Source organism: Nodosilinea sp. LEGE 07088 (assembly GCF_015207395.1).
In the GTDB taxonomy this organism is placed as follows: domain Bacteria; phylum Cyanobacteriota; class Cyanobacteriia; order Phormidesmidales; family Phormidesmidaceae; genus Nodosilinea.
In genome coordinates this window covers 15,508-33,221 of sequence record NZ_JADEWX010000011.1, presented here as the reverse complement: position 1 = coordinate 33,221, position 17,714 = coordinate 15,508, and the positions used below count along the sequence as shown (strand labels likewise).

General features: G+C 56.4%; 13 protein-coding genes. 6 read left to right on the top strand and 7 right to left on the bottom strand.

Translation table 11 applies throughout. From position 1 onward, the window contains the following. The first annotated feature begins 640 nt into the window (after positions 1-640). Together IQ254_RS04825 and IQ254_RS04820 are read left to right on the top strand one after the other, a co-directional pair. A complete protein-coding gene (locus IQ254_RS04825) occupies positions 641-2,740 on the top strand; it encodes a GAF domain-containing protein (RefSeq protein ID WP_193965017.1) in 2,100 nt (699 codons plus the stop codon). A gap of 452 nt (positions 2,741-3,192) precedes the next feature. After that, the gene (locus IQ254_RS04820; RefSeq protein WP_193965015.1) at positions 3,193-3,888 is read left to right on the top strand and encodes a YHS domain-containing (seleno)protein; all 696 of its coding nucleotides are present in this window, start codon (positions 3,193-3,195) and stop codon (positions 3,886-3,888) included. A gap of 76 nt (positions 3,889-3,964) precedes the next feature. Here the strand turns inward: IQ254_RS04820 and IQ254_RS04815 are convergent, their stop codons facing one another. Beyond that, entirely contained in the window at positions 3,965-4,384 is a 420-nt protein-coding gene (locus tag IQ254_RS04815) for a thiol-disulfide oxidoreductase DCC family protein (RefSeq protein ID WP_193965013.1), read from the bottom strand. A 381-nt stretch (positions 4,385-4,765) separates the two neighbouring features. Between IQ254_RS04815 and IQ254_RS04810 the strand changes: the two genes are divergently transcribed. Together IQ254_RS04810 and hpxO are read left to right on the top strand one after the other, a co-directional pair. Next, the gene (locus tag IQ254_RS04810) at positions 4,766-6,745 is read left to right on the top strand and encodes a tetratricopeptide repeat protein (RefSeq protein WP_193965011.1); all 1,980 of its coding nucleotides are present in this window, start codon (positions 4,766-4,768) and stop codon (positions 6,743-6,745) included. Between the two features lie 512 nt (positions 6,746-7,257). Beyond that, complete coding sequence (gene hpxO, locus IQ254_RS04805; protein WP_193965009.1) at positions 7,258-8,421, top strand: FAD-dependent urate hydroxylase HpxO; 1,164 nt, start codon at positions 7,258-7,260, stop codon at positions 8,419-8,421. Positions 8,422-8,539: 118 nt separating this feature from the next. On the opposite strand, the gene IQ254_RS04800 is transcribed toward hpxO, so the two are convergent. Further along, positions 8,540-9,145 carry a YHS domain-containing (seleno)protein gene (locus IQ254_RS04800; protein ID WP_193965000.1) on the bottom strand — a complete coding sequence of 202 codons (606 nt, stop codon included), beginning with the start codon at positions 9,143-9,145 and terminating at the stop codon, positions 8,540-8,542. Positions 9,146-9,352: 207 nt separating this feature from the next. On the opposite strand from IQ254_RS04800, the gene IQ254_RS04795 reads away from it, so the two are divergent. Both IQ254_RS04795 and IQ254_RS04790 read left to right on the top strand, forming a co-directional pair. Continuing rightward, a complete protein-coding gene (locus IQ254_RS04795; RefSeq protein ID WP_193964998.1) occupies positions 9,353-12,331 on the top strand; it encodes a glycerol-3-phosphate acyltransferase in 2,979 nt (992 codons plus the stop codon). Between the two features lie 122 nt (positions 12,332-12,453). Continuing rightward, on the top strand, positions 12,454-13,083 hold the full coding sequence (locus tag IQ254_RS04790; protein WP_193964996.1) for a M23 family metallopeptidase: 630 nt from the start codon (positions 12,454-12,456) through the stop codon (positions 13,081-13,083). Here the strand turns inward: IQ254_RS04790 and IQ254_RS04785 are convergent. The 5 genes from IQ254_RS04785 to IQ254_RS04765 all read right to left on the bottom strand — a co-directional run bounded on the left by IQ254_RS04785 (position 13,057) and on the right by IQ254_RS04765 (position 17,356). Further along, positions 13,057-13,899: a M28 family peptidase gene (locus IQ254_RS04785; RefSeq protein ID WP_193964994.1), complete on the bottom strand. Its 843-nt coding sequence runs from the start codon at positions 13,897-13,899 to the stop codon at positions 13,057-13,059. The genes IQ254_RS04790 and IQ254_RS04785 overlap by 27 nt on opposite strands. Before the next feature lie 115 nt (positions 13,900-14,014). Continuing rightward, positions 14,015-14,797 (bottom strand): SDR family oxidoreductase, encoded by a 783-nt coding sequence (locus IQ254_RS04780; protein ID WP_193964992.1) that lies wholly within the window; start codon positions 14,795-14,797, stop codon positions 14,015-14,017. Positions 14,798-14,877: 80 nt separating this feature from the next. Then, positions 14,878-16,128, bottom strand: a complete 1,251-nt coding sequence (locus IQ254_RS04775) for an adenylate/guanylate cyclase domain-containing protein (protein ID WP_193964991.1) — start codon at positions 16,126-16,128, stop codon at positions 14,878-14,880. 201 nt (positions 16,129-16,329) lie between these two features. After that, a complete protein-coding gene (locus IQ254_RS04770; RefSeq protein WP_278000300.1) occupies positions 16,330-16,800 on the bottom strand; it encodes a multicopper oxidase domain-containing protein in 471 nt (156 codons plus the stop codon). Between the two features lie 13 nt (positions 16,801-16,813). Beyond that, positions 16,814-17,356, bottom strand: coding sequence for a peptidoglycan-binding protein (locus tag IQ254_RS04765; protein WP_228040176.1), 543 nt, complete (start codon positions 17,354-17,356; stop codon positions 16,814-16,816). Positions 17,357-17,714: the final 358 nt, after the last annotated feature.

The following is a 17,714-nucleotide window of genomic DNA, read 5'->3' as shown; positions in this document are numbered from 1 at the left end:
CACAAGCATGACGTGACATGGAGTGCCTCAAGCACTGGTCTACAGCGTTGATCTCCGTGGCCCGAATATAGCCCATGCTATCCCCAGGGCAGCACTTACGCACTGAACTTATATTCTAAAGGGTGAAGGAAACAACTGAAGTGCTGAGACTGCTGGCCAACAATTTCAAGCCTTGCGTTCTACTTTTTTTGGGCGCAGGAGGTGGGCAGCTCGCTTTAATGATGTGAGGAGAGCCCTTTGCTGAAGACTCACGCACTGTGGCGGGTATGCTGGTTGCTAGGGGAGTTGCTAGCTTACGGCTTAGCAAAAGCTTGGTGTCAGGATGCTGACGATAACATAAGGTTCATGATATAGCCACAGATACACCTCGATTCCACAAAGATTTGAGGCGCAATGCGGAATTCTAGCGGGTTGCTTTGTAACAATCCTTAGAAGGGTGAATCACAGGGTAGCTATGGCTAACGAATCGTCTCAATGCATCGACCCGCAATTCATCTCTAGGTCTATGCCGACAAGTGATACCAGTAATATGATCAATGATCATACCAGCTTGCGACAGGGGGGTGAGACCCCTAGCACCCCTCCATGCCGTCCGCAGGTGCCATGGTTAGACCTAATTCAGAATCATAGCCACCTGGTAATGGCGGTAGTTGACATAACTGGCGAGATCAGTTCTCCACCCCGGGCTCACCCTGTATTGTTTGCCAATCAATATTTTTGTCGGCTCACGGGCATTGCCGCTGAGGCGGGTCACCTCGATTTGAGCTTCTTCGATCGCCTCACTGTGGCCGATCAAAAGACCTTGCAGGAGCGGTTTAGACGCCATTTTTTGCAGGCGCTACTGCGATACGCCTACAACCAGACCAATTTGGTCTCGGAACGGCTACTCAACGAGCCTTTGGTGATGTCGTTGGCAGATTCTGCAACGGGCCAGGTACGACAAATTGAGTTGCGCCTGCGCACTGCCGCAGGCGGTCTCGAAATTAATGCCGTGGATCCTCTGCTGAACGCTCACTTGAGCACCTGTTGGGCTGAGCCACCGAGCCGTGAGCAGGTCGCTACCCAGCTACTCAGTCCAGAACCCGCTTTTAAGCAGCTTTTGGCAGCCCTCAAGCCGGGTAACTATGGTGTCAGCGGCCAGATTTTAATTGAGGGCATAGACGTTACCGAGCGAGAGACCTCTAAGGCTCTGATCCAATTGCTGGTGGGCCATGAGTCGGTGCTGGGGACCCAGCGCTTTGACCAGGCAAATGAATTAATGAAACAGTTGTTTAAGGCCACTGATAGCTTTTTACTGAGCGCTGAGAATAATCAGGCCCAGCTGTTTACGGCCCTTGACCAGCCCGAATGGATAACAGCTACCTATGCCATGGACGCTCTCCAGGGCTCAGCCTTCTTGAGGGCGACTGGGCAACGAGCGGTCGTCAATATCCCCGATCTAAGTCTCGCCTGTAGCACCCAGTGTGAACGAGAGTTAATTGCCCAGGGGACGCGATCGCTGCTGCTGATTCCTCTGGTCATGCGCAGTGCTCGACTGGGCGATAGCGCTGCCCCCATGGTCGGGCTGGTGGGCTTAACCAGCACTAAGCCCTATGCCTTTGATCAGGCTGACTGCAGCCGCGCTACTAGCCTAATACCAGCCCTGACAGCGGCCATGCGCCATAGCGTACAAGATCGCTTTACCAATATTCATCCCTCAGTGCGCTGGCGGTTTGAGCAGGAATCTGAACGCCTCAGCTTGGGGCTGCCGTCGGGCCCCATTGTGTTTGAGAGCGTTTATCCGCTCTATGGCATTTCCGATATTCGCGGTTCGTCAGATGAGCGCAACCGAGCCATTCAACAGGATCTGCTCACTCAGTTCAGGCTAGCTCTAGCGGTGGTTGAGCAGGCTAGTCAGACTGTGGGCAATGCTCTGGTAGAGCAGCTGGCCTTAGATTTGGACGATCACATCATGGCGCTAGAGCAAGGTGTCACGGTTGATGCCGAAGTCACCCTACTGCGTTATCTACAGAACGAGGTAGAAGTCCATTTCCCTTACTTTGCCCAGCACAGTGCTGAGGTAGAAGAGGCGATCGCACAGTATCAAGCGGCCATTGATGCCGACCACAACTGCGTTTATCAATCTCGCGCTATCTATGACGAAACCATTGGCCATATTAACGGGCTGCTGCGTGAGACCTGGAATAAGTGGCAACAGTCAATGCAGACCATTACTCCCCACTACTGTGACCTAGAGGCCACCGATGGCATCGACCATATGATCTATGCCGGTAAGGCCATCGACCCCAAATTCACCGAGTTCCAGCTTCAGGCGCTGCGCTATGAGCAGATGCGGGCGGTATGCGACTGCGCCCGCAAGGGGTTCGCCCTCAAGTCGATCTACAACACCGACATGACCATCACTCACCTGGTGCTAGTACAGGGCTTTACGGTCGATATTGTGCACGACGAAACGACCGAGCGGCTGTTCGATGTCCGGGGTACCCGTGACACTCGCTATGAGATTGTGAAAAAACGCATTGATAAGGCTTGCGATGCCGAAACGGGCGATCGCATTACCCAGCCCGGCATGTTGACGGTGGTGTACTCTACCAGCGAAGAGTGGCAAGAGTACAAACGATACTTGCACTACCTGCATCGCGAAGGCACAGTAGGGGGCCACATCGAGCAGGGCACAGTAGAGCCCCTACAGGGGGTGAGCGGCCTGAAGTTTGCTCGAGTGCAAGTCAATCCAGAGTAGCCTGTCTCTGAAAACCAGAAATCGGAGATCGAATAGAGCATCCATGACTGAGATGAACACCGTCTAGAACCCCGGTTTCGATTTGAGCAACGCCAATTGAAGCGGTTGTCTCTCCTCCTTACGGGTAGAGATGGGGTGGTGCAGCAGCCCTACAGAACGGGAGGGACGTTGCCTTGTCTTAGCCTACTCGAGCGCTATGGGCCGCTGTCATCTGTGGATACATGTGACCGGCCCGCTCTCAACACTCTCTCAGAATGCACTCATGGGGTCTTCAGCCAGGTCGAGTTTAGTAGTGACAACGTTGAGCCCTAACCAAGGTCTTGCGTTTCAGCAGTAAATGTCTAGCAGGATGCTAGGCCTGCGTTCAGTTTCAGAACGGTTAGTCATCGACTATCAATTCAGGCGTTGATACGACGGTGCCTCCCTCCCTGTCCTTACCCCAAAGAATTTCAATGAAGCTTCAATATTTAGCGGCCCTCTTGGCCTCATCCACGTTGACGGTTGGCGCAATGGCGCTACCCAGTGCAGTGAGCTCTGTTTTTGCAGCACCTTGTGCCGGTGCTGCTGGCACCGTTAATCCTTGCGCCAGTGCCAATCCTTGCGCCAGCGCTGACCCTTGCGCCAGTGCCAATCCTTGCGCCAGTGCTGACCCCTGTGCCAGCGCCAATCCCTGCGCCAGTGCGAACCCTTGCGCGGGTGCAGACGTCGTGCAGGCCAGCGAACCGCCCCACCCTGAAGTCTATGTGGAGTCGGCTAGCAATCTAGCGATTCGTGGTGCTGACCCAGTGGCTTACTTTACCGAAGGAGCTGCGGTGCCCGGTAATGCGGCTTATTCATACAGCTGGAATGGAGCGACTTGGCACTTTAGTAGTGCCGAAAATCGGGCGCTTTTTGCTGCTAGCCCTGAAGCCTATGCGCCCCAATATGGTGGCTACTGCGCCAAGGCGATGAGTGAGGGCAACTTGGCTTCGGTTGATCCTCGTGTTTGGGAAATTGTGGACGGTAAGCTGTATCTCAACTACAGCGCTGAGGTACAGCAGCAGTGGGTAGAAGATATTCCTGGCAATATTGCTAAGGCAGACTCCTTTTGGCCTAGCGTGCTGACCGTGCAGACCTTTTACGAAAATGTGGTCTCCTGGGCAGGCTAATGGCGGTGCACTGAACGGTAGCGCCTAAACCCTCTGCTTACCCCCGGCAGCAGGCTCTAAGCCTGGGCTGGGGTTTTTAGTGAGGGCGTTCAGCGTTGTTGCATTGGTTGTCACAGAGAGGGTAAGCCGAGTCGTAGCGGCCAGGGCGGCGGCCAAACAGGTCATAGCGACGATCGCGGACAACGGCATAGAGTTGATCCCCCATCTGCTTAGCCCCTGGCAAGGCTCGGTAAGCCTGAACGAAGGAGTTGCCCAGGGGCAACAAACGGCCAATTTCTTCGGCAGCAGCGCTGCCCTGCCAGCGCTGCTCAGGGGCTGCCAGATCAATTAGGATCATGCCGGCTTCGCAGTTGGCAGGGGTAATGCCGTAACGGCCTAGGGTGTTGCTGTCTTGCATCGGCGCGTATTGAAACTGATTGCCGCGATCGGCAGCTTCTAGTAACCGTACTAGACTGACGCAAAGGTTACAGTTACCGTCATAAATTACACAGTACATAGTAGTATGGCTGCTAAAAGGTCGTCACGTTTATCTTAATCGTCGGTTCCTCAAAATTCAGACTGAGGGTGATTGGGCGAGTTGTTATGGGTTCCTGAAATTAATGCTGTAGCGGCAGGGGCTATAGAGCTAGTTCTAGCTCTGTGAGGCACGGTTGCAGGGCTTTCCACCCAGTGATTTTTTGCTGGTTTTTTGCTGGTGAGCCCAATTCAATACTCTGTACGCATATCATCATGGGGCCTTGGGCTCGGCTTAATGGAGGGCATTGAGCAGTGTGTTTTTAGTCTGTGGATCCCGGCTTGATCGGCCCAAGTCATCAGTGTCAATAGGTCGTAGGTGGCGATCGCTACCCTGGCTAGTGCATTTACCCCCGCAAATCTCATGGTTGTGAAAAGACTGATCGATGGTCGGTTTCAGTTTATTCGAGTTGTTAGCACTAAGGCTTACACCAAAACCTACCTGATGGCTGATCATAACGATCCGGCTAAACCAAAGTGCATCGTCAAGCATCTCCAGCTACCGGCCCATAACGCCATTACCCTGAAGTTTCTCAATGACTTACTGGCCAAGCGGGTCAATCTACTCAAGCGCATGGGCGAGCACGATGCGATCGCAAAGCATCTATCCACAATTCAAGATGGGCAGGAGTTTTACTGGGTACGCACCTACATTCCGGGACAGTCTTTACAGATAGAGCTAACCGAAGGCAGGCCCAGAACTGAAGCGGAGGTCAACGCTTTTTTAGGCGAGAGCCTCAGTGTTTTAGAGCTGATTCAACGTCACGGTATTGCTCACCAAAACCTACACCCCAACAATCTCATTCGCCATCGCGACCAGGGTCACCTGGTGCTGGTTGATTTTGGCCTGATTCAAGACCCGGCCATTCCAGAGTCGGCTGTGACAATCACTGGTAAAACCACCAACGGTAGCGCTGTGGGCAATGATCCAGTCTCAGCTTACCTCCCCCCAAGCCAAAATCGACAGTACACGCGGTTTGCTGCCGACCACTTTGCCCTGGGCATGATTGCGATTCAAATGGCCACCGGTCTATCGAATGAAGCCATTCCTCGCCTGAGTCAAACTGACTTTATTGGTCAGGTCAGGCTCCAGCTCGATGAGTGCTCAACCCTGGATGCCCCGCTCAAGAATCTGCTGATTAGAATGGTGTCGCCCCAAACCGAGATGCAGTTTCATCAGGCCAAAGACATCTTGGTTGCCTTGGCCAGCATGGGTACTCCAGCCCAGGCGAGCGCTGACCGTCATCCGGAGACAGAACTCCAGTTTTCAGAGGCTGAGGCTGGGACTGATGCCACAGCCTCAGCCTCTGAAACCAACTCGAACCCCAGCACATTAAAGCCGCCTATCTGGCGCCGCCCGGGCCTTTGGCTAGGCGCAGGGGCAACGCTGGCACTCTTGGTAATAGGTAGTGCGATGATGCGGCGTTTACCACAGTCGTTGACGGTCAACAATTTGATTCAGCAAGCTGAAACCGCAGAGCAACTGGGCCAACGTAATGACGCTTTAAACTATCTCAATCAGGCCCTAACGCTGCAGCCCGGTAACAGCGACGCCTTGGCCCAACGCTCAGCCCTACTCTGGACAAATGGTCAGTCGGAAGCGGCCCTCCAAGACCTGAGCAATGCCATTCAAGCCCAGCCGGAGTCGGCAACGCTGTACTACCAACGGGGAAATTTGCGCTTTCAACTGGGAGATTTGCAGGGAGCCATCACCGACTACAGCGATGCTTTGCAGCACAACGACAACTATGTCGATGCCTACATTAATCGAGGTAACGCTCGAGCCGAGTTTGGCGATGAAGCGGGAGCCATTCAAGACTACACCGCTGCTATTAATCTAGGCAAAGAGCCTGAGAGCAAAGCCGATGCCTATACCAACCGCTGTCTATCGCTCTCTAACCTAAATGACCACAGCGCTGCCCTAGATGACTGCACCGAGGCAGTAAACTTACGCCCTAATAACAGTCTGGCCTACGAAAACCGTGGCCTGGTCAAGCATCGCTTGAACGACTACCAGGGAGCCATTCAAGACTTCACCATTGCCATTCAAATTAATGCCAGCAACCCGGAACCTTACTACAACCGTGGCCTGACCCGGCAAGATCTGGGCGACTTTGCCGGGGCCATGGATGATTTCAACCAAACGATTCAGCTCGATCCCGATCATCCCTTTGCTTACTACGATAGAGGGTTACTCCACGCTGAACTAGGGGATCTCGATCGCGCGATCGCCGATCTTGAAACAGTCGCTACCGCCTGCCTAGATGTCAGCCGGTTGGGCTGCTTTGACGATGCTCAGTACCAACTCCAAAAGATCCGGGCTGCTCAGGCCAGTCAACTTTAGCTGCGCATCCCCCGACGTCCACTACCCGAACGTCCATTACGTCGTACATAGGTATGTGCGATCGTATCTTTCGTCAGTTCAGCCGAACTCAGACCAGTCTGAGACTGACCGAGGGCTGACTGAAGCGATAGGGCTAGGTAGCCCAGCCCGCTTACACTGCCGAGGGTAACCAGAGTCAACACTACAGAGAACTTATGCCACATGACGGTAATTGCCAATTAGGACAATTATCCTTTCTCTATGGCGAGAAAAAATCCAGCCATTTCGCAGCCAACTAAATCAATAGTCTGTAAACAAAGTTACGGTTATTAGAAGATTCGACCGCATTAAGGGTCAAATTGCTCGTTGCAATTGACGCTCCTAGCCGGGCAGAGTAAACCAACGCTCCCAAATCCCCGCACCAAGCCATATTCTTTATAGTGAAAGAATATGGCTTGGCCGTCGGCTGCCCCCCCAGGCATAGGTTAAGAGGGGCAGACCAAACCACCCATAACAGCCATTAGGAGAATTCAATGTACAACCTCAAGGTGGTCATTATCGGCGCTGGTATTGGCGGCTTAACGACAGGCATCGCCATGCAGCAGGCCGGATACCAGGTCAGTATCTACGACCGTGCCCATGAGCTGCGTCCGGCTGGAGCCGGTATTTCGCTGTGGTCAAATGGCGTCAAAGTACTCAATAAACTGGGGTTAGGTGAGAAATTAGCGGCCATTGGCGGCGAAATGAACGCGATGGAATATCGCAGCCACACCGATGAACCCCTCAGCTATATCGATTTGAAGCCTTTATTTGAGCGCGTGGGCCAACGCCCTTACCCGGTGGCTCGCACTGATCTTCAGGCCATGTTGCTCGATACCTTTGGCCCAGAAAATGTGCACTTGGGCATGCTCTGTACCGGGGTCGAACAAGACGAACACAGTGCCACTGCCATTTTTGAGCAGGGTGAACGGGTCAGCGGTGATCTAGTGATTGGCGCCGATGGCATTCATTCAGCGGTGCGGGCTGACGTGGTGGGCCATTGTGTCGATCGCCGCTACGCCCACTACGTCAACTGGAATGGTCTCGTGAAGGCAGACCCCGAACTATGCAAAAAAAACCTGTGGGTGCTCTACGTCGGAGACAGCAAACGGGCCTCAATGATGCCGGTAGGGGGGGATCGGTTCTATTTCTTCTTTGGCGCACCCATGGTAGAGGGTACCGAGGTTGCCCCAACCCACCGCCAAGATGAGCTGGCCAAGATCTTCCAGGGTTGGCCGACTCCGGTACAGCGGCTGATTGAAGCCATCGATGCCGAACAGACGAACCGCCTCGAGATTGGCGACATTGACCCCCTAGCGCACCTAGTCAAAGGACGGGTTGCCCTGCTCGGTGACTCGGCCCACGCCACCACCCCCACCCTGGGCCAGGGCGGCTGTCAGGCGATCGAAGATGCCGAGGTGCTCACCCGCTACCTGACCACCACCAATATCGGCGTGGTCGATGCCCTCAGACGCTACGAAGCCGCTCGCAAAGACCGCACCGCTGAGCTAGCGTTAAAGGCCCGCAAGCGCACTAGCACTATTTACGGCCACAGGCCCGAGGCCACCCAGCAGTGGTATGACGATCTAAAGCAAGAACCGCCTGAAGCCGTGATCAATGCCCTGGCCAAAGTCATTTTGGCTGGCCCCATGGGCTAATCGTGCCTTTCGCTAGATCGTTGTTCCCCAGCCTGGGCCAGGCTGGGGGTAGCTCCCTCAGCCATGGCCTGGGTTGATTATTTCAGTGGCTGATTAGAGCCGCGATCGGGAGAGGGCCTTACCAGGCTTTGCCGCTCTCGTTCACCTCACCGCTGCTCAGGGCAGCTGGCCAATTTTGATCGCCTTTGACAATATTGCCGGCCACGTCAGCCTGCCATCTTTCCTGCACATTGGCGTTGTAATTGAGGTAAAGCTTGCCGTCTACGATTTTCCAAGCTTCGGGGTCCACGGAGGCTAGGTAGCCGCCCTTGACCGCCCAGGCGCAATACCCGCCGTATTGAGGCGCATAGGCGTCGGGATCAGCCGTGAAGGCCGCCAGGTTTTCGGCACTGCTAAAGCGCCAAGTCGCTCCATTCCAGCTGGTTTCATAGTCGGCAACGCCTTTTACAGCCTGCCCCTCGGTGAAATAGGCCACCGGATCGGCTCCGCGAATCGCCAACCCGTTGAAGCTGTAGACGGCAGCTTGCTCAGCCGTAGACACCCCAGCGCAGGGATCGGCGGCGGCGCAGGGGTCAGCCGCAGCGCAGGGGTCAGCCGCAGCGCAGGGGTCAACCGCCTCTTGGCTGACATTGTCAGGACTTTCCACCGTAGTTGTGCCACAGGCAACGGCACCCAGGGTTAGCAAGGAGGCGATCGCAACGGCACCTAAATAGTGAATTCGCATGATAAACCTCTACTCAGATAGCATTTTAGACCTATGGCCATCGCTCCATCGGGAAGACGATACCGAGTACTAGCGTGCCATGACAATCTGAGAGCCCTGTGAGAGAGGCTTAAAACAGCCTTAAGCAAGCTGAAGAATGATGCCCAGGGGGCATTGATGTCTGGCGCAGCCCTGGTAGGCTTGGCGTAGCCGTTATTCTCCAACGCTATGACCCTCACGCAGGTCTGGGGTGCCCTTCTAATTTTTGTACTGGCTCCGGTGGTCGGTGGTCTACCCCTCACAGGGTGGGCTACTCGACTGCTGTCGGGTCAGCAGCTTCAGCGGGTGGGCACCGGCAATGTGGGGGTATCGGCAGCGTTTTACCACGGCGGCAAGATAGCGGGCATTGCGGCTGTAATGCTGGAGGCGGCCAAGGGCATTGGTATCGTGCTCTTGGCCCAATACTATTTCCCGGCGGATCCCGTTTGGCAGATCATTGCTTTGATTTTCTTGGTGATGGGCCGCTATTGGTTTGCCCAGGGCGCGGGCACCACCAATGTGGTCTGGGGCATTGTAGCCTTCGACTGGGGCACAGCCCTACTGACCTTCTTACTCAGCGGGTTAGGGTTTACGATTTTTCGCGAACGCCGCCAGGGTCGGCTCTTGGCGCTGGTGCTACTGCCCCTGATCACCGCCCTGCGCCATGCCGATGGGGCCCTGGTAGCAGCGATGGCCTGTCTGAGCCTGCTGATAGCCTGGATCTATCAAAAACTGCCTGACGATCTCGACTTACCAGACGACAAAGGACGCTTGGAGTCTCGCACCATGTTTCGTTTTTTTCGTGGCGATCGCGGCCTGGTAGCCCTCGACCAGCCTCTGGATGCGACCAAATTTGGCCACAAGGCCGCGATGTTGGGCCAGCTCTCCGCCTGGGGCTATCCAGTGCCGCGAGGCTATGTGCTACCGGCTGGGGATGATCCGGCGGCGCTGCTGGCGATCGCAGCCCCCTCCTCCCAACAGCCCTTGGCCGTCCGCTCCTCTGCCCAGGACGAAGACACCGGCACCGCTTCAGCGGCGGGAATCTATCGATCGATCTTGAATGTCACCGATGGCGACAGCCTGGCCGAGGCTATTCTACGGGTTTTCTCGTCCTACAACTCGCAACGGGCCTTGGCCTATCGGCAGAGTTTGGGCCTGCCCGAGCGCGGTCTGGCGGTGATTGTGCAGCAGCAGGTACAGGGGCAGTTTTCGGGGGTGGCCTTTAGCCGTGACCCGATTACCCGCTGCGGCGATGCCGTAGTCATTGAAGCGCTGCCCGGTGGCGCTGAGCAGGTGGTCGGTGGGCAGGTCACCCCCGAGCAGTACCGGGTGCTAGTGCAGCCCGACGATGTGCCGCCCATGGCAGATATTGCCGAGGCCGACTGGCAGCTATCCGAGGCCTTAACCCTGACCGTAGACGGCAGTGGCCAAACCCCCTCGCGGCTGCTTCAACAGGTGGCCTACCTCGCCCGTCACCTGGAGAGTCGCTTTCAGGGGGTGCCCCAGGATATTGAATGGAGCTTTGATGGCGAAACCCTTTGGCTGCTCCAGAGCCGTCCGATTACGACGCTGCAACCGCTGTGGACACGCAAAATTGCGGCGGAGGTGATCCCCGGCACCATTCGCCCGCTGACCTGGTCGATCAACCGTCCCCTAACCTGCGGCGTATGGGGTGAGATTTTTACGATCGTGCTGGGCGATCGCGCCGAGGGGCTAGACTTTGAAGCTACTGCTACCCTGCACCATGCCCACGCCTACTTTAATGCCACCCTACTGGGAGATATTTTTCGGCGCATGGGTTTACCCGCCGAGAGTCTAGAGTTTTTGACCCGTGGGGCCAAATTTAATCGCCCACCCCTGGGTTCGACCCTGCGCAATCTGCCGGGTCTGCTGCGGCTGCTACGGTGTGAAATTGTGCTGGAGCAGCAGTTTAGGCAAGCCAATGGCGCGGTCTACAGCCCGGCCCTAGAGACATTAGCCGCTAGCCCAAGAGACCACCTCAGCCCGAGCGAGTTAATTGAGCGGGTAGAGACCATCCTCGACCTGCTGCGGCAGGTGACTTACTACAACATTTTAGGGCCGCTCAGCTTTGCCCTCCGCCGTGCCCTGCTAGGCGTACCGGAAACTGACCTAGACCCATCCCGCAGTGCCGAAATTGCGGCCCTCGATGACCTGCGTGCGATCGCCCAGGACATTCGCCAGGTGCTCTCCACTGCCGAACTCGATCGCATCGGCCACGGGAGCAGTCTGATGACGACCCTAGCCGAAAGCACCGATGGCGAAAATCTGCTCCACCAGATCGATCAGTTCATCGCTAACTACGGCTATCTCAGCCCGGTGGGCACCGATATTGCGGTCGCTACCTGGCGCGAAAACCCTACCCCCGTGCGCGAGTTACTGGCTCAGTTTGTGCAGCAACCCCCGAGGCCCAAACCCCCAGCGGCCACCTCTCAAGGAGGTAAAGTCGCGCTGGTGCAGCAACGCCTCGATCTCAAAGGCCAGGTGAATACGCTGTATAACCAGCTCTTAGCCGAGCTGCGCTGGAGCATCTTGGCCCTCGCCAGCCAATGGCAACAGCAGGGGCACCTGGAGGCTGTCGACGATATTTTCTTCCTCACCCTGGAAGAGATCCAGGCTCTGGTAAAGGCAGAAAATGCCCTTCCCTGGGCAGTCATTCGGCAACGGATAGGCGATCGCACCACCCAATACGAGCAAGACAAAACCCTATCCAGCTTGCCCTACCTGGTCTTTGGCAACGAGCCGCCCAGCCGCGATACCCCCCTCGTGTCCAGCGCTACTGTCCAGCAACAGCTCAAGGGCATTGGGGCCAGCGCTGGCCTAGTCACTGGCCCAGTGCGGGTCGTCACGCAGCTAGAGTCAATCCCCACCGGGGACGGCCCGTTTATTTTGGTTGTGCCCTATACCGATGCCGGCTGGGCACCTCTGCTAGCCCGGGCCCAGGGCCTGATTGCTGAGGTGGGGGGTCGCCTCTCCCACGGGGCCATTGTCGCCCGCGAATATGGCATTCCTGCCGTGATGGATATCACCGATGCCACCCGGCGCCTGCACACGGGCCAATGGGTGCGACTCAACGGCGAGAGCGGCCTTGTCGAGATTCTAGAACCGCCCACGACCGCACCTCTGGCCCTTGAAGCTGGGCCAGACTAGGGCGATCGCCTCCGAATAACCAGCCACTTTTTCCCTGCCGATCTGTTGTCAGATTAGTACATTTGAACTATATTAAGTAGTGCGATCGCCCTTGGTCGCTGCTAATTATTCAAGTTTTGACTATGAATGGTCACCGTGACAGGGCACAGGCCCTGGGCTGGATTATTGCGCTGAGCGTCGGGGTTGGCATCATGGCAGAGTTAATTCACACCAAATCGCAGGTTGTAGCCGAGGAGCAGCAGGCAGCGGCGGCACCGCCCAACCCCTGGCAAGGGGCCTCCTTTCCCCTCGAGAATTTTGCTCGCTACACCTCTCCCTTTGGCTATCGGCAGCACCCCATGGGAGGTACCCGCTTCCACTACGGGCTAGACCTGGCCGCCCCCATGGGCAGCTATGTGCGCAGTTGGTGGGAAGGCACCGTCATTCGGGTTTCAGACGACACCGCCTGTGGCACCTCCGCCATTATTCAGTCAGGCCGCTGGACGCACATTTACTGCCATATGCAGGGTTATCTGGTGATCGAAAAGGAAGGCGGTCGAGTACTGGTAGACCGCGCTGGCGGCATCGAACTTCGCCAGGGTCAACCGGTCACTTCCGGTCAGCGCATTGGCCGAGTGGGCATGACCGGCCGCACCACCGGCCCACACCTGCATTGGGGCCTCAAGTATGACGGCTCTTGGGTAGATCCAGCGCTGATTATCAAAGCCGGGTTCGACTATCAACAGCTACAGACGGCGCAAGCCGTCAATTAGCCCCTCGCAGACGCGGGTGAGAAACGTCAAATCCAGGGTCTCTATCGTGTCAGTGGGCTGGTGGTAATGAGGGTTGCGCAGGTCGGCAGTATCCGTTAACAAAATGGCGGGGTAGCCCAGATCCCAAAAGGGAACATGGTCACTACGGCGGGTATCAGGCAGCCTACGCCCCTGGTTAACCACCGGCAACCATTTGCTCCGCAACCCCGCGAACCGAAAGCTCCACCACAGTCTCGCCATGGTGGGAATACTCTGCCATGGGCCAATCTGGGCAATATAGTTGCCTTGATTGGGATAGAGGTATTTCAGGCCGGGGGGGTAGCGCTGGGAGTGAGACTGTTGGCAGCAGTAGCCCAGCATTTCGAGGGAGATCATCAGCCCTAGGGCATCCCCGTTTTGGTGTAGCTCCTCAGCGTAGCGACGACTGCCCACCAGACCAGATTCTTCCAAATCAAAGGCGACCAGGCGCACAGGCGAAAGGCCTGGCTGGTGGGCAAAGGCACGGGCCAATTCCAGCAGTACCGCCACCCCAGTGGCATTGTCATCGGCCCCCGGCGACCCGAGGACTGAGTCGTAGTGGGCCCCGACCAGCATAGGAGGCCGCTGGGGATCCTGCCCCGGCAGGTTGAGCATCCAGTTGGTATGCTGCCGCCCCTGGTACTCAAAGATATGTGCTTCGACAACTCCCCAGCGAGCAAACTCCTGCTGGATATACTGCTGCACAAAGAAGTGCCGGGCGGAAGCGAAGTAGGGATTGCGATCGCCCACAATCTGTTCTAGATGATCCAACAAGCGCTGCTGTAGCAAGAGATCCATGACTGGCAATGCCTAGAACGCCGGTACAGAAACCCGGTTTCTCGGCCAGAATGCCAGTCATGTCGTTAGGGTAGTGACAAAGAAACCAGGTTTTTAGCCATACTGTACCGATGCTCTAGGCTGGCTTTTGTATATCTCGGGTGATCGCCGCCAGTTTTTTGCGCGGCAGCAGCCGAGTTGCCAGCGACAGCATCTGGTTGACCGTGCCGTGCACCGCCGTGCGCTCACCTTTTTCCATGGCGGCATAGCCGTAGATCGCCACATCAGCCGAGGTGGGCAGATTGCCAGCAGTCTCAAATAACTTGGCGTCTTTAATCTCGGCCCGCTCCGCAAACTCCGACTGGGTGGGGCCAGGGCAAAGGGTAGTGGCAGTTACACCCGTACCCTCTAGCTCAGTGGCGATCGCCTCGGTAAACGACAGCACAAAGGCTTTGCTAGCGTAGTACACCGCCATATAGGCCCCCGGCAAAAATGCTGCCGTAGAGGCCACGTTGAGAATGCGCCCCTGGCCTTGGGCAATCATGGCCGGTAGATACAGGCGGGTCAGGTGGGTCAGGGCCACAATGTTGAGCTGAAGCATGGCATTCTGCTTATCCCAGCTGGATTCAGCAAAGGGGGTTAAATCGCCAAAACCAGCATTGTTCACCAGGGCATAGGGAACGATGCCTTGACCTTGAGTCCAATCAAAGAATTGCTGGCGAGTATCCGCATCGGTGAGATCACCCCGATAGGTCAGCACCTGCACCCCGTGGGTCGCCTCTAGTTCGGCCTTGAGCCCCAGCAGACGGTCTTCACGCCGGGCCACCAGCACTAGGTCGTGGCGGTGGGCCGCACAGACCCTGGCCAATGCGTAGCCAATGCCGCTAGATGCTCCGGTAATCAGAATTGGCTTTGCCATGGGTTACCCCTGTAGTGACCGGGTTGATTCTAACGAATTGGCCACCGAGTCGCGGGGGGGAACCGGTTAAGCCCAGAGCTTTAAAGCGTCGTAAATAGCTCCATCCCTTGGGTGCGGCCCCGAATGTCGTGCGGCCCGACTGATTGCAAGGGCCAGGGGCCAAGCCGCTGGCGGGTGGCCTCGCTCAGCAACAGGGCGTGGCCTAGGGTTTTAGTCAGCGCCTCTAGGCGAGCCGCTACGTTGACGGTGTCGCCAATCACGGTGAATTCTAGTCGCCCGGTGGTGCCCAAACAACCTGTGACCACTGGGCCTGAGTGTACACCCACCCCCATGGCCAACGGGGAGATGGTTTTGACCTCACGCAGCATCGCCGTAGCCGCCGTGAGCGCACTGTGGGCATGGTTTTCGAGCGGGTCGGGAGCCCCAAATACCGCCAGCATGCCATCGCCCATAAACTTATCGACCCAGCCCCCGTGGCGCTCCACCAGGGTAGCCAGTAACCCCTGATAGCGGTTGAGGAAATCGAACGCGGCTTGCGGTTCTAAGGATTCGGCAAACAGGGTGAAGTCTCGGAGATCCGTGACGACCACCGTCACATCGGTTTTTTGCGATTGCTGCAGCAGTTCTAAGGGTGATTCAAAGGCGGCTTCGACCACAGTTTTGGGTAAAAACTGAGCCATCAGCACGCGCCCCGACTCGTTTTTGACCTGCCGTCGCACAATCACAGCCATACGTATGCCTAAATAGCCCGTGCCAAACACTGTAATAGCCGCAAAAAGAGTTAAGGCCACGTTGAGCCTAAACAACACGGCGGCATAGCCAAAGTTAGCTAGGGCTAACACAGTCGTCAGCCTGGCGGCGCTGCGGCTGAGACGCAACCCTCCCGACACCGCTACCAGGCTGCAAAAGGCTACTACATTGGTCAGAATCAGCGGCTGGGTTAGGCCCAAAACTTGCCAAATATTGGTGATAAAAGCCCAGAGCAAGAGATTATCGAAGATGGGAATCACCACCTGCCAGCGGTGTAGGGCCTCCATCGATAGCCCGCGATGCAAGATTGCCACTAAGCCTAGAGCAAATACGTTGGCACACAGGCTAATGATCAGCACCGTCGGCGGCACCTGGTCTTTGCCTACCAAAATCTGGGGGAAGAAAAAGACAGCGGTATCCAGCGCCAGGGAAATGAGCAACACGCCAGCTCTCACATAGGAGAGTTGCAGCTCATTGCGGTGAGCCTCTTGGGAAACCACCTGATCGAGGGCGGCCTGAATGCTGCCCCGGCGTGAACGGCCCCCGAGGGCGGTGATCGTTGAGGGAGTTTGAGAGGTCATCTCTACAGAAAATGTGAGAAAAGCCGATGGCCCACCTTGCGTTCCAGGACGGTTAGCTGCGGCCAGTCAGACTATGTTTTACCTTTCTGATGATGCCCCAAGTACTACACCTAGAACCCCAATGCCCTGTCCTTACTCAAAACATTAAGGGTGGTTAGTTAAATCATGACTACCCGGGAGAGCTTTGACAACCCGCCGAGCTTAAACGCTGTCTGCGGCCGCGACCCTGAGTTGGCCTACCATGCCGGCCTCTGCATGACCGGCGATCGCACAGTGCAACTCGTAGAGACCCGGTCGCTCGGGCACAAAGACCCATTCAGCCAGGCCCCCCGGCTTGAGCTCTAGCTCATGGATAGCGCCCTTGACCTCAACGGCCCCAGCCTGCACCTTTTGAGTCCAGAGGGCATCGGCAAAGTCTTTGGCTGTAAAGTAATGTTTCTCGGGGCTGGGGTTATCGAGCACCAGTTTGTAGCGCTGGCCTACCGTAAACTGCATCTGACTGGGCTCGAAGCGGAGGTCACCCGCCGCAGTGCCCAGATGCACGGTGACCGTTTCGGCAGGAGCTGACGCGGCGATCGCGCCATATCCACCCAGCGTCAGCACAGCCACAATAGCTATCAGCACCGTTAAAATCTTGGGCAAAACAAGCGCCTGTCTCAGCTGCTGCACCATCATTAACTGTTCCCTATAGATACCCCAAAGGCCAATCGTCAGGGCGGGCCGTCTTTAGGGATTCTATCGCGTGCTGCGTGCTGGGGCCCATAATGCCATCAATGGCACCGCTATAAACCCCCAATCGTTTGAGATAAGACTGAAGCGCTTTAGTCCGATGCTGCAAATCGTTCCAGAGAGTATCGACCCAAGTTTGACCAATCAGACGTTTGAGCTTGCTCTGCTGTTGCTTGAGCGCCTCATCCGACAGCACACCTAGCTGTTCGTCTACCCAGCAATCGGCCTCATCCAGCCAAAAGCTGAGCAGAGGGTTGTCTACGGCCTGGGTCAAAATATTGCTGAGGCGGTCTTCGTCATCGACGGAGAGAGTGGGCTGTAGAGCCAACGTGCAGTAATCGACGAGTACGGTGCGATGCTGGCGTAATGATTGCATCAGCCCATCTAAAGGAGACTCGTCACTACCCGTCAGCCAATCACAGAGGGGGGTACTGGCTGTATCGGGGCTAGGGGGCGTGAGTCGGTCATGGCCAAATGCCGTTACATGTTCTGTGTTCATTACTCCTCGCGTGCCTCCATGGGGAAAGCAAAATAGAAACTACTCAAGTCGTTGCTCGTTACTAAAACCCGCCGCGATGCCACTGCGGGGCGCTCCTAGACCACCACAGCGTTGGCCTCACTGACCTGGTTAGACTCACTCTGGTTCCAGAACCTCAACCTAGCGCACGGTTAAGGTGAGTCACCCCCACACGGCTACCCAGCGATCGCCGATCACCAGATTCCCCATACCCATCGTGGCCCAGGGGAGTCTGGTGATCGGCGCGCTAGAGCCTGGTGATTGTGGCGCTAGTGTATTAGTGATCTGGGCCCCAGATTTGTGACAAGGGTAAACAATATTTCTTTTTTGACACAAGTTT